Consider the following 25,135-nt stretch of genomic DNA (forward strand, 5'->3'; position numbering starts at 1 on the left):
AAAAAATTTAGGGTTTGGTAATCAGGGCGCAGGCCTTAACAAATTGATTTTCCGGCAGCACCACCCCTTGGACAAGAACAGCATTGGATCCCATAAATGATCCCGCACCAACCCCGGCGCCCCCGTTGACCACAGCCCTGGTTGAAATATGGGTGTGATCGCCGATACAGGCATCGTGTTCCACCAAAGCGCCGGTGTTGATAATGCAATTTCTGCCAACCCTGGCACCGGCATTGACCAGGGCCTGGTGCATGACCACAGTTCCTTTTTCAATCACGGCATGGGGGGAGACACGGGCCAGGGGGGAAACCAGAACCGGCAGAGTAAACCCAAGCGCCTTTAACCGGCAAAAGGCCTTATATCTCGCTCCCGGGGGGCCGATCTGGCCGATGGTCACCAATGCATGGTCATAGGTTTGTCTCAATTTTTCCAGATCCCCGTCGCTGCCCAGTACAGGATATCCCAGTACCGGAGGAGCCCCTTCTCTTCCCGGCTGCTCCACAATCCCGGCGATTTCATATCCGGGAACCAGTTCGATCACATCAATACAGGCCCGGCAGTGACCGCCGCCGCCCACAAGAAGGATGGGAATATCAGCCATGTTTCCTCGCACTGGAGGGCAGGTTGACAATCCTTTGGCAAATCCGCCTGGCCACCGTCAGGTCGCCTTTTGGGCAATCTTTGAACATTTCCAGATCTGTCATAAGCTCCCAGGCCGGCCGGGTCATGACCCCGGCACCATTGGTCTCTTTGAGCAGCGCATCTCTTTGCGCCCTGTTTTCTGTAATTACCGCATTGAGCCAGAAATTACTCCTGGCACCGTCGGGTTCATCTACAAAAACGCCCAGACCGGTTTCTTTGAAAAAGGCATTATAGGCCTTTGCCAGGCGACGCTTATCTAATAAAAAAGCGTCCAGGCTTTCCATCTGGGCGCAGGCCAGGGCCGCATTCAAATTGGGCATTCTGTAATTATATCCGACCTCATCGTGGGCAAATTTCCAGGGATGGTCCTTTTTGGCTGTGGTGGACAGGTGTCTGGCCCTGGCTGCCAGAGCCTCATCCCCCGTAATGATGGCTCCCCCTCCCCCGCAGGTGATGGTTTTGTTGCCGTTAAAACTGAACACCCCCAATTTCCCGAAGCCACCGCAGTACCCTGACCCGCGCTTTGACCCCAGTGCTTCGGCTGCATCCTCAACCACAGGCACCCCCCAGTGTTCTGCGATGTCAAGAATAGCCTCCATCCTGCAGGGATGGCCAAAGGTATGCATGGGAAGAATGGCCGCTATCCGCCGCCCGGTTTCCCTGTTTTGACACCCCTTGCCGGACCGGACTCCGATGCGGTCCAGATAACGCTCAAGGGCCTCAGGGCAGAGGCCGAGGGTTTCCTCCTGCACATCCACAAACGAAGGCACGGCATGGTTATGGGCAATGGCATTGGCCGTAGCCACAAAGGTCAACGGCTGGGTGATGACTTCGTCCCCCCCGCGGGTTCCGGCTAATTGCAGGGCCAGCTGAAGGGCCGTGGTTCCGTTGACCGTTGCCACAACAAATCCGCCGCCCAGGTATCGGGCCAGCACCTTTTCAAACCGGCTGACATATTCCCCCACACTGGAGACAAAGGTGGAATCAAGCGTATCAAGCACATATTCCCTTTCCTTTTCTCCGAATATGGGTTCATGCAAAGGGATTGTGCCGTCTGTTTCATACCACGCCCTTATAAAATCAATCAGCCTGTCATACATTGTAGATATCTGCCTTATACCCCGATAGATTTTTTGGGTCCGTAAACCAGTCTATGGTTTTTTCAAGCCCCTGTTCAAGGGAATGGCCATGGGTAAACCCCGTCAGTTTCCGAATTTTTGTGTTATCGCAGCATAACCTTAAAACCTCCGACCCCTTGGGCCGCAGCCTCTGCTCATCCGTGATGAACCTCACATCCGAACCCATGATCTTTTTTATCATCTCCAGGGTCTCCCGGACGGAAACTTCCACGCCGGACCCGATATTGACCACCTCTCCTATGGTTTCATCGGATCCGGCCAATGCCATAAACCCGCTGCAGGTATCCAGAACATAATTAAAATCCCGTGTGGGGGTTAAATCCCCGAGCTGAATCTCTTTTTTACCGGCGGCTATCTGGCTGATAATGGTGGGAATTACCGCCCTGGCACTCTGCCGCGGCCCAAAGGTGTTAAATGGCCTGGCAATGGTTACGGGCAGACCGAATGCCAGGTAAAAACTCAGGGCCATCTGGTCCGCGCCGATCTTGCTGGCCGAATAGGGAGACTGGGGCTGCAGGGGATGCGCTTCGTCAATGGGGACATACCGGGCCGTACCGTATACCTCGGAGGTGGAGGTATGAATAAGCCGCTCACACCCGTTCTCCTTTGCCGCCTGACAGATATTCAATGTGCCCTTGACGTTGGTATCCACATAGGAATCCGGTGCCACGTAGGAATAAGGAATGGCGATAAGGGCGGCCAAATGAAAAATGATGTCCACACCCTTTGTTATTTCTCTGCAAAAATGGGGATCCCGAATGTCTCCGGACACCACCTCTATCTCATCCAGACAGGGCAGACCCTCCAGCCATCCCCAATAATTAAAGGAATTATAATATGACAGGGCTTTGACCCGGGCACCTGAGGCCGCAAGTTTTTCTGTCAGATGGGAACCAATAAACCCGTCCGCCCCTGTGACAAGAATCTTCTTATTGCTTAATTTCAACTTAAAAGCTCCATTTTTTATGACTGCCTGAATCCTCTGAATGACGGGTCACGGTCGGTATATAATGCATTGATCTGGGATACCATCCCCTGTTTTTTATTTTCAAAATAATTCCGGGTCAGCCTGGTGTTGGCCTCTGCCAGTTCCAAATAGAGTTCATCCTCGGTAAGATCTGTAAAATTGGCTGCAAACAGGTCTGAATTCAAATGCTTGTTCACGTAGAAATCATCAATGTCCTCAATCAGACCCCGCTTGATGGCTTCGTCATACAGGGGAGAGCCCGGATAAGGCGTCACCGGGCGGATGGTCCGCATCTGGGCCCCGTCATCGTGACGGATTAAAAATTCTACAGCAGCATTCAGGGTCTCCCGGGTATCACCGATATGGCCGAAGAGCATATTCAGCCCGGGGCTGATGCCTGCAGCCAGGGTGGCGGCAATTCCCTTGTCGATCTGGCTTATCGTCAGCGCTTTATTCATTTTTTTAAGCACCTGGTTATCGTAAGCTTCAATCCCGTAATTGATAAATACACAGCCGGCCCGTTTCATAAGGTCCAGCACCTCGGGCACGGCATAGTTTAGCCGTCCGTTGCAATCCCATTTAATATTGAGATTTGCCTTTAGAAAGGCTTCGCAGATTTCCCGAGTCCGCTTTTTGGAGGACATAAGCAATTCGTCGGAAAAGGCAATATAGGTAATCCCGTATTCTTTTTTTAAGAATGAGATCTCCTCAACAATAGCCTGGGCCGATCTCGGACGAAAGCCCTTATCCATCCGATAGCAAAAATTACAGGTAAAGGTGCAGCCCCTTCCCGAAAGCAGGGGCATGATAAAATCGCTATGGCTGCAATGGGGCATGCGCAGTAGCCTGTAATACTCAATGGGAAACAATTCATAGGCAGGCCATGGGATGGTATCGATATCCTGAATCAGCTCCCGCCGCGGATTAATCTTCACCTTACCGCCGTCGCTGTATGCAATGCCCTTGATATCGTTCAAAGGTGCATGGTTGGCAAAGGCCCGGCACAATTCCACGATTGTTTCTTCACCTTCACCCATAACCACCACATCAGCGCCGGTCTTTCCCAGAAAATATTCCGGTTCCGGACAGGGGCCGTGGCCACCGATGATGTAGTGTGCCGGCCGCTGCCTTGACCGTTCGATGGCACGGGAAATTGACAGAAGCTTTTTGTATTGATAGTAGCCGGCGATGATTGAAACACCGATGATGTCAAATTTATTTCGGTCCAGATACTGGGTCAGGTGGTCATCCGGGAAGTGGTGAACATCCTGGCTGTATATCTCGACCTCACACCCTTGTTTTTTCAGTACGGCCGCAATATATGCCAATCCCTGGGGGAACCAGTGAATATAGGAATCATTATCATAGACAACCAATAATACTCTCAAGCGACTTATCCTTTCCCCGTTATCAATACGTTATTTAACAAATGAAGTGCAGCCTCACTCGTCTGGGTTGATCAGTGTTTCCGTGAACCTGTACCCGGACTTTATCAACTCCCCCCGCCAAGGTCAACGGCCGGGAATCCAGCAGGCCATAATATACATACATATCGGCCTGGGACCGATATGGTTTAAGCGATTTAAAGATAAGGGGAATAAAAAAAAGGTTTTATTTGACTCGGCCGCTGCGGATAAATAAAATCCGACGTGACCCGAAATAAAAATATAAACGAAAAGTGGGGACCATTATTGGGATCCCCCTTCAACCCCACAGCCCCTGGACCGCAGATGACTGAAAACAAAGACACCCTGTATGGCCGCGCCGTACGGCATTACCAGAATAAAGACTACAATGCCGCCCTGGAACTTTGCGAAACCTGTATAAAAAATGGACAATCCGGCCCGGATATATTTTATCTCATCGGCATCATTTTCAAGGAAAACAATATGTACGAAAAAGGGGCCTATTATATCCACCGGGCCCTTTTATTTTCTCCGGGCAATATCGACTTTCATATGCAGCTCGGTCTCATATACCAGGCAGACGGCAACCTCGACGAAGCCATGATTTGCTATAAAAAGGTAATACTGATCAATCCGGGACACGCAGAAGCATACAATTGCATGGGTAAAATCATGCAGGACAAGGGCGACGCCCGAAACGCCCTGGAATGCTTCCAGAAAGCCATCAATGCCAGTCCTGACAATTATAACGCCTGGTTTAACGCAGGCGTTGTGCTCGAAGCCATAGGGGCCGCCCAGCAATGTGAGACCATGTTTGACAGATGCATCACCCTGAAACCTGACGATGCCCAGGCATGGAATAACCTGGCCATTGCCTGTCAGCAGCAAAACAAGTTTGAAAAAGCCGTGGACAGCTATGAAAAAGCAATCCGTCTGGATCCCGGCTACTTTGCCGCCTACAATAACCTGGCCACCTTGTACGGTGATATCGGTGAAGAGGGAAAGGCCGTTGAAAATTTAAAAAAATGCATTAATATGGCCCCGGAGAATGAAGATGTGCTGTCCAATCTTGTGGCCCGGTTAAGATACGCCTGTGACTGGTCCGAACTTGAAAGATTCGGAAATCTGCTCGACCGGAAAACAGATGAGGCGTTAAAAAACAGGAGGCTGCCCAAAGAACCTCCCTTTTCGGCCATTACCCATCATGATGACCCGGCCAGGCACCTGGCCATCGCCCAAAGCTATGCACGCTCCATCGAACAGGACACACTATTGTCTGCTAAAGGCCGCTTTTCATTTGAGAACAGGTGCGGCCGAAACCGGAAAATTAAACTGGGCTATCTTTCCAACGATCTCAGGGACCATGCAGTGGGCCATATTCTTGCCCCGCTGTTTGAACGCCATAACAGGAAAAAATTCGAAGTTACCGCCTATACCTATGGAGAGGGAGATGGCAGCAGCTTTACAAGTAGCATCGAAAAAGGATTTGACCGTTTCATAGACATTAGCGGCCTGAATATTTATGACAGTGCCAGACAAATCCATAATGACCGGATAGATATCCTCATTGACCTCAAAGGATATACACGCTCCAACCGAATGGGGGTGTTTGCCCTGCGCCCCGCGCCGGTACAGGTTTCTTACCTGGGTTACCTGGGGACTTCCGGCGCAGAATTCATGGATTATATCATTGCAGACCCTGTGGTCATACCCAAGGATCAATTCGTGAATTATTCTGAAAAAGTTATCCATCTCGACTGCTATCAGGTGACCACATATGACAACTATGCTTCAGGAAAAAATTTCCGGCGAAAAGACCTGGGGCTCCCAGAAGATGGATTTATCATGTGCTCTTTTAACCAGGCATATAAATATGATCCTGTGATGTTTAATACCTGGATGGAAATCATGAAACAGATTCCGGGATCGGTTCTCTGGATGAGAGAATTGTCGCAAATTGCCATGGAGAACCTGAAAAAGGAAGCCGGCAACACAGGCGTGGATCCGGACCGACTGATTTTTGCCCCCAGAATGGAACTTGGAGACCACCTGGAGCGACTGCGCCTGGCAGACATTGCCCTTGACACATTGATTTACAACTCCGGCGCAACCACCAGCAACGCCCTGTGGGCCAGTGTACCCGTTGTCACACTCCAAGGCAGACAGTTTGTGGCGCGAATGTCTTCAAGCAGCCTGACCGCCATTGGAATACCTGAAATGATAACCCATTCCCTAAACGAATACAAAGCACGATGCATTGAACTGGCAACCGATAGAAACAAGCTGAAAACAATCAGGCAAACGCTCGCTGAAAACAGGGACAGATCAACTCTTTTTAATATCAAAAAATTTGTCAACGATCTTGAGTCGGGCTACCTCAAGATATGGGAGGATTACCAAAAGCAACAGCCTAAATGCTGAGATGGGACCTGAGTTCCCTGACGGAATGCTACCATAACGGCTGGTCTGCGATTTCTTTTGGCGGAGGGGTTTTGTATCCCTTTATCCACAATCCGAAATTAATATCCTCCGCCCATTTTGCCCAGGCAAATCCAGCATCAATCAGGGCCTGCCCAAGGCTTTTAGGTGTGAAACCGGTTTTATGGGCCATGTATGTGTTCCCTGCTGCAATCGCCGGCCTGAACCCGTACACCATATCCAAAGGAAATATCGGACCGGCAGGCGACTGGTATGCCGGGACCTCCAGTTTATCTTCCGCGATAAGCTTGGCAACATGCTTTAAGTTCGGCACCGCAATCAGGGCAAAGCCATCCGATTTGAGAACCCGCAAAAACTCTTTCAAGCAGAGATCAACCTCATGGGGATAAAGATGTTCCAAATTATGCGATGAATAGATGGCATCCATTTTAGAATTCTCCACACTGTCCATATGGGTTATGGAGGCCACAATGTCAGGCTCAACATCTGGATTTATATCCAAACGAATCTCCTTCCAGTCACTTTTCCCAAACGACGGGTGAAGTATCCCCGACTGCCTGGGACCGCATCCCACATGAAGCACTGTTTTCAGGTTCATATCATCTCCATATATTTAAGGCAGTAAAACCGCTCACAAGCCTATTACAGGCAACACCAGATTTCTTTTCTGTCCCGGCAACTGGTATTATGCCCAGGATTTTTTAGAATACTCAAGATAAAACAGACTCAGTTATTCACCCCCAAAAAAAGAAAACCGGGCAGCAGACGCTGCCCGGTTTTTTTTAGTTAGTCCGTTCCAATAAATTACTGGAGCAGGCTCAGCACTTGCTGTGCACTGGAATTGGCCTGGGACATTGCAAATGTACCTGCCTGGCTCAGAATCTGCATCTTGGTGAAGTTTGCTGATTCTTCGGCAAAATCCACATCACGAATGGTGGATTCAGCGGAGGAGACATTTACCTTGGTGGTTGAAATATTGGCAATGGTGGAGGTCAACTGGTTCTGAACTGAACCCAGGTCTGACCGGACCTTATCCAATGCTTTCAAGGCCGCATCGGCCACCGCAATGCCTATCTGTGCCCCTTCCTGGGTGGTCACATCAACATCGGACAGACGATAGGCTTCCCCCTGAGTCGTAAAGGAGTCTACCCGATCATCTGCTGCCGTTGTATTCTGCCCCAGTATGGTTCCGGATTTCAGAATAGAGCCGGAGTTGATAACCATCGCCTTTGTCAGGGCCACGTTACCGCTGGTGACAATATCCTTGTCAAGGGTCATGCCTTCCTTGTAGACCTCGCCCCCTGTGGCAATGATGTCATTTGTCAGAACCGTACCGGCTGTCAGTGTGGAACCTGAGGCAATATCACTGTTTCGTGCCAGGAGCATATCCTTGCCGTCGGCAACGACTTCGTCATCCACGGTTGTGGCATTCCCGCCAAGGGAAGATCCCGTGGCAAGGGAAGAGTTGGCCCCGATGGTGGAAGCCTTGCTCAGCGTCATGGAATCCCCGCTGATTTCACCGGACCCGACCATGACATTGTTTTTAAGCTCGGTTCCCGTCTTAAAGGTGGTTCCCGTTTCAAACACAGACCCGCCCTGAACCGTCATATCCGCCACGGTGGTGCCGATCTGGTTGGTGGTCATATCCGCATACACCGTTGAACCTGCTGCGATAACAGTATCCGTATGCAGATCCGAACCGGTTGCCAGCAGCGTTGTGCCAGTAGTCGTAAAATCAGATGTCAACTGTGCTGTTTCACCGGCAGCGATATAGGTATAACCGCCACTAACAACAACTGCCCCAGAGGCACTACCAGACAGGTGGGCAGAGACATCACCCTCAAACCTGGAACCAGATTCAATGATGGTATCACCACCAGCTGCACCCGCCTTAAGCAAGGAACCAGAAGCCAAAGTACTATTATCCGTAGTTACGGCGCCCAGCTGATCAATCCTCAAGTCCGCCTGGATGGTGGTACCGGAACCGATGGTGGACCCGGACTGGATGATGGTCCCTTCACCAACGATATTGCTGCCGCTGGCCATGGTGGTATCCAGCGTGGTCTTGAAACTGCCCTGCAGGTTTGAACCCGAGGCAATTGTTGTACCGGCATCCAGAAGCGTACCGGAAGCAAGTTCCATTACTTCGCCGGTATTAGTGATTGCTCCGACCTTCAACAGGCCGTCGCCCCCAACAGATACGGCAATGCCGGCCTCGGCATTGGCATCGGTGATGGTAATCTGGCTGGTGCCTTCCTGACGGACCTCAACCTTTCCAAGCGTGGACATATCTTCGGTACCGCCCATAACCGCTTGGGTATCAGCGCCCATGGTGACTTCAATTGCCCGGTCATCAGTGGATGTCAGTGTCAACACACCAGCCTGGTCAACGGATGCCGTTACACCATGCTCGCTGGTTTTATTGTTGATGGCCGCAACCAGAGCGCCGTCAGCATCATTTTCCGCAACATTCAGGGCGCCGATGGTGATCCCGTTGATGGCAAAACTGGCATCTGTGGAACCGGCCACAATATTACTCTCGGTTTTGCTTTCGACCGAAGCCGTGGCACTGATACCGAGGACATCACTCAGTTTATTGATGGCATCAGCAACTGCACCCAGGCTGTTTTCCCGGCTGTTGTTGTACTGAATATCAATGGTGTTCAGGCTGAAGGTCTGATCCAGAAGATTGGAATAGATGTTCAGTTCTGTTGTTCCTTCACCGGCAAATGTCAGATCAGACGTGGTGATATGACCAATTTTAGTCGCTTCGGTGGACTGAATGGAAATATCCACTGTTTCACCGGCATAGGCACCGATCTGAAATTTTTTATTGGTGAAATTACCGGACAGCAGTTTCTGATTGTTGAATGCCGTTGTCTTGGCAATGGTGTCCAGCTCTTCCCTGAGCTTAGAAATATCCGACTGAATGGCTTTCCGGGATTCGGTGGTCTGGCCGTCCTGGGCAGCCTGGATGGATTTCTGTTTAATGGTGTTAACAATATTGATGGACTCCTGCAGGGCAGCATCAGCGGTCTGAACGATGGAGATACCGTCATTGCCGTTTCTGATGGCCTGACCCAGGCCCAGTGCCTGGGAACGCAGGGAGTCAGCAATAGCCATACCCGACGCGTCATCTGCGGCCTTGTTGATCCGGAGGCCTGAAGACAGGCGTTCCAGGGAATCAGACAGCTTGCTGTCTGTATTAATCAACTGCTTGTGGGCGTTCATTGACGCGATATTGGTATTAATTCTTAATGCCATGTGTTAATTCCTCCTTGAGAGTTAAACATTCGGGGAGTCCTTTCCCCGATTTTTCTATCCGTATCCGGCAGGTAGTCCTCTTTTGCTTTCCACCTCCTCCCGGGCTGGATTCAGCCGTAACAGAAACTTGCCGCCGGAATATCGTAAACCTGATATCTATTATCGACCAGGCCGGAAAGAACTTAAAAAAAATATGAATTCAGGTGTATTTTTTTCCTGAATTCATATTTATTTCATTATTATATTCAGATTTTATTCTGGCAATCCGATATAGTATTTAACCGTATTATATTATAAGAACAATTATTTGGAGATTTTAAGATGGCAACAGGATCAATTACTTCATTGGGTTTGGGCTCAGGGCTTGACCTTCAGAATATTCTTGATCAGCTTAGGGAAGCTGATGAGGCCGTCATCACCACTAAGAAAAATCAAAAGACGGATATTCAGTCCCGGGTGGACGCCTATAATACGGTAAATGCAAAATTGTTCAACATCAAATCCCATGCCCTGAACCTTTCCCTGGAGTCCAATTTTCTGAATAACTCTGTTTCGGTGACGGATGAAAATGTGGTGGCCGCCACAGTGGGGGACGGGTATGACGCCGCCAACTACAGCCTTGAGGTGACCCAAAAGGCCAGGCGGAACTCATGGGAATCGGCGGGACTGGCCAGCAAAACAGAAGTGATGTTTGGCGAACCTGCAGGGATTGCAGACCATGATACCACAGCCGCCACTACCCAGCCTGAAACCCTGACCATCCAATACGGCAAGCCTGGGGAGGAGAAGGATATCACCGTCAGCCTCACCGCCGGCATGACATTGGAAGAGATCACCGATGCAGTGAACAATGCCTCCGGAAACAAGGGAGATGACGGCAATCCACTGGTAAAGGCAGCTTTTACCAAAGCGGCGGACGGGGATTATTATATCCGTCTTTCTGCTGAAAACGGCGGAAACACAGAAGACTCACAGATCACGGTGAACAGTTTCGACTGGATTGCAGCCGACGAGACCGTTTCCATTGCCCAGGGGACGGAAACCATGTTCCTGAGTGTGCCCCCCGGGACCTCCTACCAGGCCATGGCCAACCTCATTAACGGGGCGGAGAACAATCCCGGGGTCACGGCAAAAATGATCGACAACGGCAGCGACACCAACCCCTATCAGCTCACCCTCACCTCCAAGGATACCGGAGAAGATGCCAGACTGACCCTGACCAACCTGGATGGTCTCACCGAGGTCACCGGCGCCGGGGGGGACTCCCTCAACGCCGAATTCACCGTGGACGGGATCGCCTATTCCCGGCAGTCCAACACCAGTATCAAGGATGTTATCGACGGGGTAACCCTTGAACTGAAAAACACAGGCACATCCACTCTGAATGTAGAAATCAACCGGGATACGGTAAAATCGGAAGTCACCGAAATGATCGAGGACTTCAACGACCTTGTCGCATATATTCTGGGGAAAGACGACACCTCCACCGAAGACTCGGAGGAGACAGACGAAACCAATCCCCTGGAAAATGAAAGCTCTGCAAAACGAATTGTGTCCAAACTCCAGGCGCTGGTATCCACCGTCATAGATGTGGACTCCCAATACAAAAGCATGACCGACCTGGGCCTGAGTATTGACAGGAACGGCACCATCACCATTGATGAAGACACACTCAATTCCGCCATAGCCTCCGACCCGGATGCCGTAAAGGCCCTTTTCCTTGGGGATTCTTCCAAAGAGGTGGCGGGGCTGGGAGATCTTTTCAATGACACCATTACAGACATGGTCAGCACCACAGGCATTGCCTCCACTGAAATTGATGAGGGGGAAGCCAGGATTAAGCGCCTGAATGACGATATAGAAGAAGAAACAACACGCCTTGACAAAAAATATGAAGTCATGACCAGGCAGTTTGCTGAAATGGATAAGGTAATCAACCAGATTCAGGCCCAGGGCAAGGCCCTGGACATGCTGGTTGAGCAGACCAGTAATTCAAATTCCGGCAGTTGACCGGTGAATTGAACAGAATTTGACTTAAGGAAAAGACAAAACGGGTCGATTTTATAACCAGATGTTTAATTCAACCCCAGGAGATCCAATGGCAGCGTATCAACAGGTCAACAATTATCTGACAAACTATTATGAGGGCATGACCCCGGAACAGCTTATCCTATTGCTCTTTAACGGGGCCTTAAACCGCCTGACTCTGACCAAAGAGGGGATCATTGAAAAGGACGCGAAGAAAAAAGGGGAGAACCTCTCCAAGGCCATTGCCATTATTTCAGAGTTAAACGCCTCTGTGGATGCCAGTATGGAAGATGAGTCCACCATCTTTCTGCGCGGCCTCTACACCGCTATTTTGACAGAACTGCCCAAGGTAACCCTGAACAACGACCTGACCACCCTGGGCCGGGCCCACCGGTATATCACCCGTTTAAAGGAAATCTGGGAAAGCGATGTCATGTGCATGGAGAAAAAATCAAAAGAAAATACCCAGGCAGCCAAACCGGCGCCGGCAGCGTCGGCCTATGCCGCTTCAGGGGGGAACGCCAAAGACTTTAGATCCATTTCCGTTTGACAAATGGAAGAGGTACAAGTAAGTGAGAATATGGAAAAAAAATTTACACATATAACAGGGATATTGGACCGGCTGGAATGTCTCTATTCAGACCACCTGGATTCTTTTAAAGGAGATGAGCTGCCGGACCTGGACATGCAGACCCGGGTGCGCGATCTGGAACTTAAAAGGCTCATGGCTGAAATTTCGGGTTTTATTAAAGCTGCCGAAACCAACACCCAGGGACATACCGAATCCATGCTTAAATGCTTCCATGACCGGATCGCAGATATCCTTGAAAAAAACAAGACCCTTGAACGCAAGGTTGCGGCCCATAAAAAAGAACTACAGAAAAAGATGGCCCGGGTGACAAGGGGCAGAAACGCCATAGGGGCATATAGAACCCCGGGTGCCGCTAACAGGGTGCTAAGCATAGCGAACTAAAGGAGGAATGAATGAATATCCAAACCATAAACCCGGTCAACGGCGCGGAAAGAGTGGCGGATACCGCCACCCAGACCAAAGTGGCATATCCGCCGCCGCCCAACAGACCTGATGTCGTGGAAGAAATAACCAAAGCCGAAGAAAAAGTGCGCGAGGAAAAAGAGTCTGTTTTATCCGCCGATGATGTCAAGGAACTGACCGAACAAATGAACGAGGTCATGGATGAACTCCAGACCAGCCTGGGCTTTTCCATTAGAGAAGAAATGAACCATCTGGTGGTTATTGAGGTCAAGGACAGGAACACCGATGAACTGATCAAACAGATCCCGTCCGAAGAACTGTTGGCCATCAAGGAAAAAATGGATGAATTTACAGGCCTTCTGTTTGACCAAAAAGCCTGATAATAATTCTACTATTTCTATCTTGGATTTTTTATTCCTTGGCTGAAGAGGTATCCAGGATTACATACTGGCTCTCGTAGCCTGAATCGGGAAGTACCGCCTGAACCGCCTGGCCGGCATTGAGATTGATGACCAGGGGCCCCATGAGGTTTGCGGTTATTTTCCGTTTTTCTTTATTGCCGAAAATATTGATGACCACGTAGATGTAAAGGTCTTTTTCTTCCACACCCTGCCATCCCATATCCCGGATAACGCCGTTGAGTTGGATACGGTAATCGGGCTTAAACACCAGGGGGTCCATAACCACCAGGGAAAGATTGGGGTCCTCCACAGACTGAAACCAACAGAACGGTGACGATTGGGGGTCTTCAATGAGGACAAACTTTTCAAGCCCCTCAAATCCGGGCAGCCCCTCGGGCATTGAGAGTATGGTTGCATCATCGATTTCTATTTCACCGTATTTTAAAGTTGCCAGCTTCAATCTTTCTGCTCCTTGATAAACCTTTTTTTAACCAGCGCAGCAGCCTGGGAGATATCCTCGGGCGCTCCGGCGGCAGACCCGATATTCTCCTTCTGGATCTGCTCGAAGACTTCCATCCTCAGAATAGAAATCTTACCCGGGGCCTCAATGCCGATCTTCACACTATTCCCCTCAATTCCCAGGACACTGACGACGATATTGTCTCCGATTTTTATCTGTTCTTTAACTTTCCTGGACAATACAAGCATAAATGATTTTATCCCTATCTCAGGTAATCCACCAGGCTGATATTCAATACTTTGGATGTGGCAGACAGGGCAGCCTTGTATGCGGTCTCAATGCCCTGGAGCTTCATCACCGATTCAATCATATCGGCGTCTTCGATGTTTGACCGGCGCTCGTTCAGGCTCAGCTTGACCTCATTGGTGATATTATCCCTGACATCAAGGCGGCTGAACCTCATGCCCGAGTCCACAATCTTGGATGTCATGCTGTCATAATCGGTTTCCAGCCGTCCTATGGTTCGTTCAATACCATCCCTGTCATTTTCTGACAAGTATTGTTTCATGTCCAGGAGGGTGGTAAAAATCCCCCATTCCACCTCCCGCTGGCTTTCCATGGGCGAATATATGTCGTCAGAGGCCGAATCAAATCCCAGAATCCCGGCAGCACTCTCGCCGGTCCCGCCAGCTGAAGCAGCGGCATGGTCCCCGGAATTCCACATGAGGTGGAATTCATCCAGCTCAGTGCCGTTTTCCTTAATGGTGAACTTTTTGGTTTCGCTGTCCCAGGTAACCGTGTAGTCGATGTTCTGCCCGTGGGACCGTGACTCCGCCTCTATGGCTTTTTCCACTTCCTTTGCCAGGCGTTCGTGGCTGGTATAATACCCCGGTTCTATTTCAGCGGCCAGAATACTGGTCTTCTTCCCGCTGCTGCCGGTTTTGATTTCCATAAAATCGATTATATTATTGGTGCCGTCGATTTTGATATTAACCACCGGAGCATCGCTTTGGGGGGCGGATACGGAAGCATCACCAAAAAATCCCAGCATATTCCGGGCGTTTTCATCATAGTTCCCACCGTTCAGCCAGAGCAGGTTAAATCCCTTAATATTTTCATCGCTGCCTTTGATTTGAAATTGTCCGGCCGTATAATCGTATTCAACCACATAGTCCACATTATTGGGCGAGGCTTTCCGCAATTCAGCCTGGAGTTCAGTTGCCACGTCGGTCATATCCGTGTATTCCCCTTCGGGTATCCGGATATGAATTTCATCGGAGACCTTTCCGTCAATGCCTATTTCCTGGAAATCCACGGCATTATTGGTGGTATCGAAGGTCAGCAGAACCATATCCTTGTCCCCGGTGTGGACATTGGCAGGCGGCGCGGCTACAGAATCGTCAACGGCATCAAATCCCAGTGTGGATGCCATGGAGGTGACCCCGGCGGAATTCCACAACATGTCCAGGCCGTTCAACGCCGCCCCCCCTGCCCGCTGGATGGAAAACCGGTGTGACACCGGGTCATAGGCGGCGTCATAGGTAACCCCGTAGCCCCTGATAGCCGATTCATTGTTCATGGCCGTCTCAATGGCGGTTTCCAGATCCGCAGCCGTTTTGTAATTCCCCTCGGGAACCTTTACCGTCAGGGCCCCGCCCTGAACGCCGACCCCGTTGGTTTCCCTGAATGCAATGGTATTATTATCATTGGTCAGGGTGATGTTCATCTGGGTCATGATATTGCTGGCCGGCTGGGTTGAGGTATCGGTCTGTTGATAAAACCCAAGGGTAGATGCCGCAGCTCTGGTATTGGCATTCTGATCCCAGAGCACCTGAAGCTCATCCAGGGAACTGCCGTCCTCACGGAGAATAAACCGGCTTTCCTCTTTATCATAGGTAACGGAATAATTAACGGTGCTGGCGGGCACTGCAGCCTCCATCTGGGTTTCGATGTGCTGTGCCAATGCATCCATATCCGTCCACACCACGGGGAAGCCTGTGGTATTCAGCTGGGCGGTCCTTGTGGTTCCCGGCAAGGTGGAATCCGGCGTTTCCACAAACACAATCTCATCGTTCACCCCAATGGTCAGTTCCGTAACAAAGGTGGCATTCTGATCCGATGTGGGCTGGGCATGAACGGTATTGTCCCCGGGGAAACCAATTTCATGCCCTGTACTGTGATCCCCTTTGGCACTGACGATTTCAAAGGATACACTATGCCCCCTCTGGGCAACCGGCGTATCCAATTTCAGTTCAATGTCGGGAGAGCCGTTATTATCCAGATCCACGGCCACATAATCCCGTTTACCGGAAATGGTTTCCGGAAAAATATGGTACCCGGGATTGTTATCCACCTTCCAGGTATCGTTGCCCTGCCATGTAAGGGTAAAGGGTTCGGTGCCGAAGGGCTCCGGGGTATCAATGGTCATGGCATTCTTGTTCAAGACCGTCACTGTTACATCATCGGGATCCACTCCAGCGGTTTTCACATTGGTAAGATAGGCATCCTCCCCGGTTTCCCACATGAATTCCGTCCTCAGATACCCGGGATAGGCGCCGTCCTCACGGATGGAAAATGTCTGGGTATCGGCATCGTAATCCACCACGTAGTTCGCCCCGTAGCCGTCATTGGCCGAGGCTTCGTTCAACGCGTTCTTGACTGCGGTCTCCAGGTCTTCAGTGGAATATTCCCCGTCGGGGATGGTGGCCCTCAGGACCTTTTCCGATGCCGTTCCGTGGCCGTTGTCTTCTCTGAACACAATGGTGTTGTTGGTGGTATTGATGGCAATTTTGGTGTCCCAGAAGGTTTCATGGCCGTCCCGGCCCACCTGGACCTCGGCGCCCCTGTCCGTCCGGATCTGGAAGCGTGTGTCGTTGCCTTTGTAGATCACCTTCTCCTCGCCGTTCACCGTAACCACTTCAAAGGGCGGGACATCGGTTTCCGTGCCCCCGAAAATATAGCTTCCGTTGACCTGGGTATTCCCCAGAGAGACAATCTGTTCAATAATACTGTCGATCCGTTCGATGGCATCCAGGCGTTCGTCCGCCGTTACCGAATCATTGGCCAGCTTGGCGGCATTGGACTTGGCCTCGAGAATAAGCTTATTCACACTGTCCATGGCCGCTTCCCCGGCTTCCAGCCAGGATTTGCCCATGGTGACATTTTCCTTGATCTGCTCCAGGTTGCCCACGGAATTTTTCAGGGACAGGACCTGGCTCAGCCCCAGGGGATCATCGGAAATCTCATTGATCCGTTTCTGGGTGCTGACCACCTCATTGGCGTTTTTCAAATCTTCGGTGAGATTACCCAGACGGTAGGTGGATGTATAATAGGTGTTTATGTTGGGAACCCTCATGGTATATCTCCTGTCCTCTTTTCCGGTTTACCTCACACTGATCAGGGTGCTCAGCATCTCATCGGATACGGTGATCAGCTTGGATGCGGCTGAAAAGGCATGCTGGTATTTAATCAGCTTGATCATTTCTTCGTCCAGGGAAACCGCAGACACCGCGTCCCGCTGTTCGCTCATATTCTGTACCATGGTATCGGAAAATGACTTGGAACTCTTGATGCTCCGGGATTCAATGCCCATGGAACTGATAATGGTATTAAAATAATTGTCTATGGAGGCGGTGGTGGTATTGGACTTGGCCTCCTCCCCCCGGGTGTAGGTCCAGATCTTCATCTCCTTAGACTGGAACTGGACACTGGCCAGGTCCAATGCGTTAGTGTTGTCTCCCTGGCTGATGATGCCGGTCTCGGAATCGATTTTTGCCGCACCAACATATTTGGTATCTTTGAGCACCTCGTTGATCTCCATGGAGATGGCATCGGTTCCCTTGAACAGGGTGTTGATACCGGCCGCTGCCATGAGGCCCGAATCCTGGGAGGCATCATCGGAGAATGCATACCCGATATCATTGGTGTTCCGCTGGCGCAGATCAAACTCCACCTGACCGGCCCCGGTCACCGCCTCTTTGAAATCGATGCGGATATCTCCGAGACCATCCCCGTTAAAATCCAACTCAAATCCGTTATCGTCCCCGCCTTCGGGGATCAGTGTCATGGTGCCCCCGGTGGGATCGTTCACCACCCCCCACACCCCCGAGGCCGACCGCACAAACCCGAAGTCCGAGGCTCCGAAGTTAACGTTGCTCCAGTCTTTGACCTGGATGGAGACATTTTCCTCGGCAAACCCGTTTTCGCCGGAATATTCTATTTTCTGGACCGTATAATATTCATCCGAAGCCTGGAACTGCAGGCGATGGTCGTTGGTGACAATGGCCTCCATGCCGTGGCCCTGGCGGTTGAACTGGCCGGCAAAGGAATCCAGCGTCCAGTGCCACCGGGACTCGGTTTCCCCGGTGGGATAGCCGTTTTCATCCAAGGTTTTGGGGATGCCGTTGTCCCCTGTGGTGATGGTGAAGACATCGTCAGTGAACAGGGTGCCTGCAGCAAATTTGAGATTCATCCCGTCCACCTGCACCTCCACCGGCACCTGGGGCACCCGGGGCGGATTCTCACCCTCAATGGTAAAGGTTCCTGTTTTAACGCTGTTGGACCATTCGATCACCAGGGGTTCCTCACCCTCCTTGGGTTCATGGCCCACCTTGCCCCCGGAAACCACCTTGAACTGGTACAGCTCATTCACCCCGTTGGCACGGCCAGTGACCCTGAAATCCAGCGGATCGGGGACGCCGCCTTCATCGGTGTTCACGGTGATGACGTTTCCGGCAACCAGCTTGCCCTTGGAGATATCAAATTTGATGGTGTCAGACCCGCTTTCATTGATGACCACCGGTCCTTCGTCTTCCACGGTCACTATGCCTGTAACCCCTGTCCTCAGCCCGTCTTTATCCAGGCGCTCCCACATGATGGTGCCCGGATCGTTGTACAGGGTGGAGGTGGCGGACTGCCGTTCTGGCCGGGTAATGTCCGCAGAAAGCATCTGGTTTTCAGGCGGATTGGTTCCGGTCCCCGTGCCCGTCCTCACCTGGACCGCGGCATCATTTCCCGCACTGTCCACAAAATCCGTAATTTTAATCGGCTCATCCTGATCCGTCTTTTTAAGGACGGACACGGCATTGCCGGTACGGATGACATTATAATCCGCACTCAAGGTCCCCGATAGGGCTGCATCCAAGGCTGTTGCAATGACATCGTCGGTGACAACGCCCGCCGGTATATTAACCGTAATGGCCTGGCCGTCCAGATTGAACTGGATGGTTTCACCGGCGGTAATACCGGAAAAGCCCCCTTCCCCGCCCAGGGTCAGGATGGAGCGTCCCCGCTCCGGCTGGTTCACGGAAAAAATCCCCCCGGTACCGGCCCCGGCAATATCCGACTGTACCACCATGCCTTCATCCACGGTCAGGGTAAGGGTACCGGTGATCACGGCATTTTTGTTTCCCGCCGCAGCGCCGGCTTCCACGAGGAACTGGTCCGTATCCTTGGCAGAAAAAACAACTTGGTCTCCTGTGGAGAGCACAGGGTCATAACGGACCACATCTGCACCGTTGAATAAAAAGCTGGCATCACCTGCCGCAATAGCTGATCCGCCTGCAGGTTCCGCTGTCACATTGATGGTTGCATTGCTGCCCGTGTCATTGGCGCCGTTGCCCAGCCTCACCCCGTTGCCGTCCTTTGTCCTGACGACCACGGAATTGGTGGCGGGATCATGGCTGACGGAAAACTGACCACTGTCAAGGGCAGCGGACAGGGCATCGCTGAATGCTTCAGCCACCTTGGCTTCATCGGGCGGGGTTCCCACATCCCCCAGATCCACGGTCACATTTGTAGTGCTGACCACCGTGCCGGCCCCCGGCACCATGGCATCCACACTAAAGGTCACCTGGTCTCCTGCATTGAAATCGGCAAAGGTATCCAGGCGGATGCCGGCATTGTCCTTCACATCAAAATCCTGAACGCCCAGGGTCCTGCCCGAAGCGCTTTCCAGGGTCAGCCCATTGACGGCAAGATCTTTATCCTCATTGATGTTGTTAACCTTTTCGGCAGCCGCCAGCAGGGCGTCCTCAAACTGCTGGTCCATGGTGCCGGAACTGGAATCCCGGATAAAGGAAGCGGTCTGGAGCAGCCCGTCCACATAGATATTAAAGGAGACCTCGTCACCGTCATGGGCGTTGGGCAGGTAACTGGTCGGAACCGGCAGCACGCCGTCATCAATTTTCAGGGTAAAGGAGGTCTTTGAAGCATGGGCGCTCACCCCTTCTATCTGATTCAATGCCTCGGCGATGGAGGCGGCGGACCGCTTGGCATTGCCGCCGGCATCTTTGATTTTAACGGACTGAGTGCCGTCCGGCCCGTCATACACCGTGATGGTCTGTTCGGCAATGGCAGCATCCAGCGTGGCAGAGACATTGGCCCCTGAAGAGGCCAGCACCCTTGCCAGGCCGTCACCGTCGGACTCGATGACCTCCTTGTCCCCCAGATCCCCCTCGTCCACCACAGTAAGCCGGTAAATGGACTGGACCCCGCCCGGGGCCAGACCGGAAAAATTGGAAATACCGGCACTTGAAATCCCCATGTCCATGTTGATTTTGCTGTACTGGACATCGGCGTCGGTCTTGTCTTCCACCCACATGGTGAAATCCTTTGTGCTGTCGATTTTATTGCCGAAGGGAAAACTGGTGAGCCAGTGGGACTCATCCGTGGCGTAGTGGCCGGTGACAGGGTCATTGAAATACCCCAGACCGGCCCCCTGGGAATGCTGGTAATTGATGGACCAGATCATCTCCCGGGCCAGTTCGTTGATCTCGGCCTGGTACTTGGGAATCACCCGGTCCCGCATCTCAAGCAGTCCCCCCACCTGACCCTTGGTTATTTTATCGGTGATGGGCTGCTTCTTTCCAACCGTCCCGCCCCAGACCACATCAGTTCCGTCCGTGCCCAGGGGATAGGTACTTACCCCGTTGACCAGGGTAAAACCGTTGGCCGCATTGATGATAAAAGACCCATTGGGCTGCTCGATCACATCGATATCTATGAGCGTTCCCAGTTCATCCACCAACCCGTTGCGCTGGTCACGCTGGTCATTGGAGGTCCGGTTGTTCTCGTTGCCGATAATCTCCTGATTCAAATCGGCGATTTTGGTGGCCAGGTCATTGATCTGCCCCACGGCGGCCCGGATGTCGGAATTGATATCCGTCACGAGGCTGTCCATATCCTGGAACACCGATTCAAACCGGGACGCCAGTTTTTTACCGCTTTCAAATACCTTGACCCGCTCCGCCGATCCCTGGGGGTTATTGGCTATTTCATGCCAGGAATTCCAGAACTCATTCATCACCGTGGTCAGACTGGTCTGGGAGCCTGTATCAAAAAAATTTTCCAGAACCCGCATATAGGATTCCTGCTCTTCAAAGGCGGCCTGGGCGGATATCTCTGTGGTCAGCCGTTCCTCCAGCAGTTTATCCACGCTCTGGCGGACCTGGTTGATATTGACGCCGGTACCGAAAAGAAATCCACCGTACTCCGCCGGCTGCCGCGAGATATGGTCGGCGTTCTGGACGGAATAGTTGGGATTGTTGACATTGGCAATATTCTGGCCACTGATGTTCAGGCTCTGTTGCTGTGACGCAATGGCGGTCTTGGATATGTTAAGTACAGAGGAAAGGCCGGCCATGACTTACACCTCTGCGTGCAGAATCCGGGTGGTCTCCTGGGGCGGCATCATCACCCCGGAGCGGCCGTACTGCTTTTTGGCATTGGTATTGGTTATGGTGGAGAAGATCCCTGAAATCACCGAAAGGTATTCGGTAACATACCGCTGGTTCTCCCGGCTCAATATTGAGATTTCCCTTTTCAGGGCCCTGATCCGGATAATAATATGTCTCAGGGACGCCTTTTCCTCCAGGGAAACAGGCATAAAATCCACCATATCGGAAATTCCCATTTTTTTGCTGTCCCGGCCTGAAATGCGGTGGGCAAACCCTTCCCTCAATGTGCTTAGGACGGTTTCAACGGCGGCGACCAGCCGTTTTTTCTCTTCGGTGGCCGACCACATCCCCTGGATGTCCATATCAACAATGTATGCTTTTTCCGCTTCAACCACCATCCTTAGCTGTTCATACAACCCCAGCTTTTTGTTAAGCAGTTCCGGGATCATCCGGGTAATATTTTCCATCTGGTTTCTCCTGTCTTCCGCCGGCCGAAAGGCCCGGGGAAAATTTTTCCTGGTTGCGGCTGTCTATCTGCTGCAAATTACCGTTACCTGATAATTTGAGCAACTTCTGTGCCACCTGTTTTTAGGATCGGAGATAAAACCTGAAAGGGCTTTATAATGAGGCTTTCAGCTGATCAAAGAGGTAATCCTTTATCCCCATGGAGCTGCGGCCACGGGAGGAATTTTCCGCCAGGTTCTGGTCCAGCATGGATTCAAAAATTTCAAGGGAATTGGATTTGGGAAACAGGCCGTTCCCCGGCAGGGTATCGCGCATGGATTCCAGCAATTTTTTGGTAAAGATGGCCTCAAATCCCTCACAGGCGGCTTTCAGTTCTTCCTCGGATTTGGGATCCGCCTGCTTTACCTGGGCCGTCTGGGCGGCGGCCAGCCGGCTTTTGACCACATTGAAATCGTTTATCATCTCTGGCTCCCTTACAGAATTTCAAGTTCGGCCTGGAGGGCCCCGGCCGTTTTAATGCCCTGGAGGATGGCGATGAGGTCCCTGGGTTTGACCCCGATGGCGTTCAGTCCCCGGACCAGTTCGCCGATGGTGGAATTGCCCTCCAGCATCATCACCCTCTCCTCTTCGGGGGCCGCTCCGGCCGGCGCACCGGGATCCGGTTCAATGGTCACGGAAAGGTCCCCGTGGGCAACGGCCACGCTGGAAATGGTCACATCGGCGCCAATGACGACGGTGCCGGTCTTTTCATTAATGACCACCTTGGCCGTGGTGTCGGGTATCACGGAAAGGGTTTCAATATCAGCGATAAATTCCGCCACCCGGCTCTCTCTCATGTTTTCGGGCACTGTCAGGCGCAGGGTGCCGCCGTCCGTGAGCTTGGCGCTGCCTTCGCCCACGGCAATGTTAATGGTATCCGCCATGCGCCTTGCCGTGGTAAAGTCCGGCCGGAACAGGGAAAGGGTAAGGTGTCGCTTCCCATCCAGTTTGAAGGGAATTTCCCGCTCCACGGTGGCCCCATCCATGATCCGTCCCACTAGAAGATGGCTATCCCGGTCACCGGCACCCGCCGGTATGGCCAGGCTCACCGCCCCCTGGGCAACGGCATAAACCCTGCCGTCCACCCCTCTCATTGGGGTAATGAGCAGGGTGCCCCCTTTCAGGCTTTTGGCATCCCCCAAAGAGGACACCGTTATATCCATACGGTCGCCGATGCGGGCAAAGGGGGGGATATCCGCCGTGACCATAACTGACGCCACGTTTTTGACCTTAAGGGAGGTGCCGTCATCATAGATGTTCATCTTTTTCATCATATTGATCAGGGACTGCCGGGTAAAACTGACCTTATCCTTGTCTCCAGTGCCGTTGAGGCCCACCACAAGGCCGTAACCGGTCAGCTGGTTGGAACGGATCCCCTTGACCGCGGCCAGGTCCTTTATCCGGGCGGCCTGGGCGGCAACCGGCAGCAGCAGGGCCGCCGCTGCAATATAACAAACCATATTCCTGATCAACTTCATTTTGCCCTCCTTGGCGATCATTTATTTACCAGGGCCAGATATTTTCTATAAGCCGGGTGCCCCACCCGGGTTTCTGTTTGTCGGACAGGGCGCCTTTGCCGTAATACTCAATCCTGGAATCCGCCAGATAGGTGGACTGCACCCGGTTGGTGGCAGAAATATCCTGGGGCCGGGTAATCCCGGTGACCACAATATACTGGACTTCATTGTCCACCTTCATGGCCCGCCGGCCGAAAAGGCTCAGGTTGCCGTTGGGCAAGACTTCCACCACCCGGGCCGCCACCGAAGCCGTAACCTGGCCGGTGCGGTCGCTCTCCCCCTGGCCGTCAAAGGTATTGTTCATGCTTGTATTGACCAGGGCACTGGTTCCGCTCCCGCCAAAGGAAGTGGTTTTCCCCAGAAAATTCAGGGTCGGCACCCCGATATTCATGCCGCTCTGTCTCGAGGCCTTGGTATTCACATCCATTTTGGAACTTGAATTTTCAACGATATCGATAATCACCGTGTCTCCCACATGGTTGGCACGGGTATCTTCAAACAGGGAGCCCCGGCTGTCGTTCCAAAGAGAGCCTTCCGAGACCCGTCCCGATGTATAATCGGCCGGGGGCATGGGGGGCGCCGGCACCTGGGTGCCCTGGGGTACAACAGCGGAGCCTGACGTACCGGATCCAGTACAACCGGTCCCCATCCAGAACAGCATCAATACGGCGGCCATTCCCAGACCCGTCCTTTTTAATCTTTTTTCCACGGCCCTCTCCTTATCATTAATAAATCACTTCCACGGTGGTTCCTTCCCGGACGATCCCCCGGACCACCTTGCCGGACCCCAGGTTTTCCACCCGGATGGGCTCGTTGCGGAATCCATCCTCCCGGGCTATGCCCGAGGTGACGATTTTCAGGTGGTCTGCCCGGGCGGTCAGGGCCACCACCTCCCCCTTTTTGATCACCGGCCGTTTTTCCAGCAACCGGGTCTGGATAGGGGTATTTTTCCTGACTGCCGACCGGAGCATTTTGCCGTTCAGCTGGGCCGCATCCCTGACCACCGCTCCCCTGAGGGTGAATATATCCCTTTCAACAAGGATGACATCTGCCTGGGAAACCGCTTCTCCGCGTCTGATATCCCGGGCCGCACAGGCAACGGGTTCAAATAGCGAAACATGTCCCCGAATTCGGATATTATCCACTCTATTTCCGTCCACCCCCACATCCATTGCCAGCCGGAAGCCTCCCTTTGCATCCACTTCCACCGGTGCCGTAACGGTCAATTGAACATCTCCACTGGGATAGCGGCCGGTGCCCGGCAGCCTCAGCTGTTTTATTTTAAAGGCCCTGCCGTTGAAATATACCGCCAGTAACTCCCCCACCTTTTCGGCAACCCTGTCCTCATCCAGTTCCTGGGCACTTCGCTTCACATAGATACGGTCCGGGCAGTTGAGGGAAAGATCGCCGGGGACCTTATTCCGAAGGCGGGAAAGCAGGCGGGATCTTTCCAGGGCAACCATACGGCCCGGTTTCGGTGCCCGGCCCAGGGACAGGGATGCTATCATTTCCGCTATAAAAGCCGGCGCCTTGATCTCGGCGATATCCGCTAACCGGATATCCTCCCCGTCCACCGTATTGTATTCATGGAAAAAAATTCCCTGGGGGGCCGCCTTTGGCAACGCGGTTCCCACGTTTGAAAAAAAAACGGCAACCGCCAGAAATATGACGGCGGTTATGTGGTCCCGATGCGTCATC

General features: G+C 52.2%; 20 protein-coding genes. 5 read left to right on the forward strand and 15 right to left on the reverse strand.

Annotation, left to right across the window (positions count from 1 at the left end):
- Positions 1 to 7: 7 nt before the first annotated feature.
- From HUN04_08615 to HUN04_08630, 4 genes are read right to left on the reverse strand one after another with little or no spacing between them, the layout of a single operon-like run.
- Positions 8 to 601 (reverse strand): NeuD/PglB/VioB family sugar acetyltransferase, encoded by a 594-nt coding sequence (locus HUN04_08615; GenBank protein WDP89768.1) that lies wholly within the window; start codon positions 599 to 601, stop codon positions 8 to 10.
- On the reverse strand, positions 594 to 1,742 hold the full coding sequence (locus tag HUN04_08620; GenBank protein ID WDP89769.1) for a LegC family aminotransferase: 1,149 nt from the start codon (positions 1,740 to 1,742) through the stop codon (positions 594 to 596). Before HUN04_08620 ends, HUN04_08615 begins: the two co-directional genes overlap by 8 nt.
- A complete protein-coding gene (locus tag HUN04_08625; GenBank protein WDP89770.1) occupies positions 1,735 to 2,727 on the reverse strand; it encodes a GDP-mannose 4,6-dehydratase in 993 nt (330 codons plus the stop codon). Before HUN04_08625 ends, HUN04_08620 begins: the two co-directional genes overlap by 8 nt.
- Positions 2,728 to 2,744: 17 nt before the next feature.
- Positions 2,745 to 4,136 (reverse strand): B12-binding domain-containing radical SAM protein, encoded by a 1,392-nt coding sequence (locus HUN04_08630; GenBank protein ID WDP89771.1) that lies wholly within the window; start codon positions 4,134 to 4,136, stop codon positions 2,745 to 2,747.
- Between the two features lie 342 nt (positions 4,137 to 4,478).
- Here HUN04_08630 and HUN04_08635 point away from each other — a divergent pair, with 342 nt between their 5' ends.
- Positions 4,479 to 6,575, forward strand: a complete 2,097-nt coding sequence (locus HUN04_08635; protein WDP89772.1) for a tetratricopeptide repeat protein — start codon at positions 4,479 to 4,481, stop codon at positions 6,573 to 6,575.
- A 28-nt stretch (positions 6,576 to 6,603) separates the two neighbouring features.
- On the opposite strand, the gene HUN04_08640 is transcribed toward HUN04_08635, so the two are convergent.
- Together HUN04_08640 and HUN04_08645 are read right to left on the reverse strand one after the other, a co-directional pair.
- Positions 6,604 to 7,191 carry a methyltransferase domain-containing protein gene (locus HUN04_08640; protein ID WDP89773.1) on the reverse strand — a complete coding sequence of 196 codons (588 nt, stop codon included), beginning with the start codon at positions 7,189 to 7,191 and terminating at the stop codon, positions 6,604 to 6,606.
- A 206-nt stretch (positions 7,192 to 7,397) separates the two neighbouring features.
- Entirely contained in the window at positions 7,398 to 9,857 is a 2,460-nt protein-coding gene (locus HUN04_08645) for a flagellar protein FlaB (GenBank protein ID WDP89774.1), read from the reverse strand.
- Positions 9,858 to 10,178: 321 nt separating this feature from the next.
- Here HUN04_08645 and fliD point away from each other — a divergent pair, with 321 nt between their 5' ends.
- From fliD to HUN04_08665, 4 genes are all read left to right on the forward strand, one after another.
- The gene (gene fliD / locus HUN04_08650) at positions 10,179 to 11,867 is read left to right on the forward strand and encodes a flagellar filament capping protein FliD (GenBank protein WDP89775.1); all 1,689 of its coding nucleotides are present in this window, start codon (positions 10,179 to 10,181) and stop codon (positions 11,865 to 11,867) included.
- An 88-nt stretch (positions 11,868 to 11,955) separates the two neighbouring features.
- Positions 11,956 to 12,435, forward strand: a complete 480-nt coding sequence (gene fliS, locus HUN04_08655; GenBank protein WDP89776.1) for a flagellar export chaperone FliS — start codon at positions 11,956 to 11,958, stop codon at positions 12,433 to 12,435.
- Positions 12,436 to 12,465: 30 nt separating this feature from the next.
- Complete coding sequence (locus HUN04_08660) at positions 12,466 to 12,858, forward strand: hypothetical protein (protein ID WDP89777.1); 393 nt, start codon at positions 12,466 to 12,468, stop codon at positions 12,856 to 12,858.
- An 11-nt stretch (positions 12,859 to 12,869) separates the two neighbouring features.
- The gene (locus tag HUN04_08665; GenBank protein ID WDP89778.1) at positions 12,870 to 13,259 is read left to right on the forward strand and encodes a flagellar protein FlaG; all 390 of its coding nucleotides are present in this window, start codon (positions 12,870 to 12,872) and stop codon (positions 13,257 to 13,259) included.
- Positions 13,260 to 13,290: 31 nt separating this feature from the next.
- On the opposite strand, the gene fliW is transcribed toward HUN04_08665, so the two are convergent.
- The 9 genes from fliW to flgA all read right to left on the reverse strand — a co-directional run bounded on the left by fliW (position 13,291) and on the right by flgA (position 25,134).
- Positions 13,291 to 13,740: a flagellar assembly protein FliW gene (gene fliW, locus HUN04_08670; protein WDP89779.1), complete on the reverse strand. Its 450-nt coding sequence runs from the start codon at positions 13,738 to 13,740 to the stop codon at positions 13,291 to 13,293.
- Positions 13,737 to 13,988, reverse strand: coding sequence for a carbon storage regulator CsrA (gene csrA, locus HUN04_08675; GenBank protein ID WDP89780.1), 252 nt, complete (start codon positions 13,986 to 13,988; stop codon positions 13,737 to 13,739). Before csrA ends, fliW begins: the two co-directional genes overlap by 4 nt.
- Before the next feature lie 14 nt (positions 13,989 to 14,002).
- Entirely contained in the window at positions 14,003 to 17,095 is a 3,093-nt protein-coding gene (gene flgL, locus HUN04_08680) for a flagellar hook-associated protein FlgL (GenBank protein ID WDP89781.1), read from the reverse strand.
- Between the two features lie 27 nt (positions 17,096 to 17,122).
- A complete protein-coding gene (gene flgK, locus HUN04_08685) occupies positions 17,123 to 21,382 on the reverse strand; it encodes a flagellar hook-associated protein FlgK (GenBank protein WDP89782.1) in 4,260 nt (1,419 codons plus the stop codon).
- A gap of 3 nt (positions 21,383 to 21,385) precedes the next feature.
- A complete protein-coding gene (locus HUN04_08690) occupies positions 21,386 to 21,883 on the reverse strand; it encodes a flagellar protein FlgN (GenBank protein ID WDP89783.1) in 498 nt (165 codons plus the stop codon).
- 151 nt (positions 21,884 to 22,034) lie between these two features.
- The gene (locus HUN04_08695; GenBank protein ID WDP89784.1) at positions 22,035 to 22,343 is read right to left on the reverse strand and encodes a rod-binding protein; all 309 of its coding nucleotides are present in this window, start codon (positions 22,341 to 22,343) and stop codon (positions 22,035 to 22,037) included.
- Positions 22,344 to 22,354: 11 nt separating this feature from the next.
- Positions 22,355 to 23,380 (reverse strand): flagellar basal body P-ring protein FlgI, encoded by a 1,026-nt coding sequence (locus tag HUN04_08700; GenBank protein WDP93218.1) that lies wholly within the window; start codon positions 23,378 to 23,380, stop codon positions 22,355 to 22,357.
- Between the two features lie 43 nt (positions 23,381 to 23,423).
- Entirely contained in the window at positions 23,424 to 24,113 is a 690-nt protein-coding gene (locus HUN04_08705; GenBank protein ID WDP93219.1) for a flagellar basal body L-ring protein FlgH, read from the reverse strand.
- A 49-nt stretch (positions 24,114 to 24,162) separates the two neighbouring features.
- Entirely contained in the window at positions 24,163 to 25,134 is a 972-nt protein-coding gene (flgA, locus tag HUN04_08710; protein WDP89785.1) for a flagellar basal body P-ring formation protein FlgA, read from the reverse strand.
- Position 25,135 lies beyond the last annotated feature (1 nt).

Origin of the sequence: Desulfobacter sp., assembly GCA_028768525.1 — a bacterium.
Lineage (GTDB): Bacteria > Desulfobacterota > Desulfobacteria > Desulfobacterales > Desulfobacteraceae > Desulfobacter.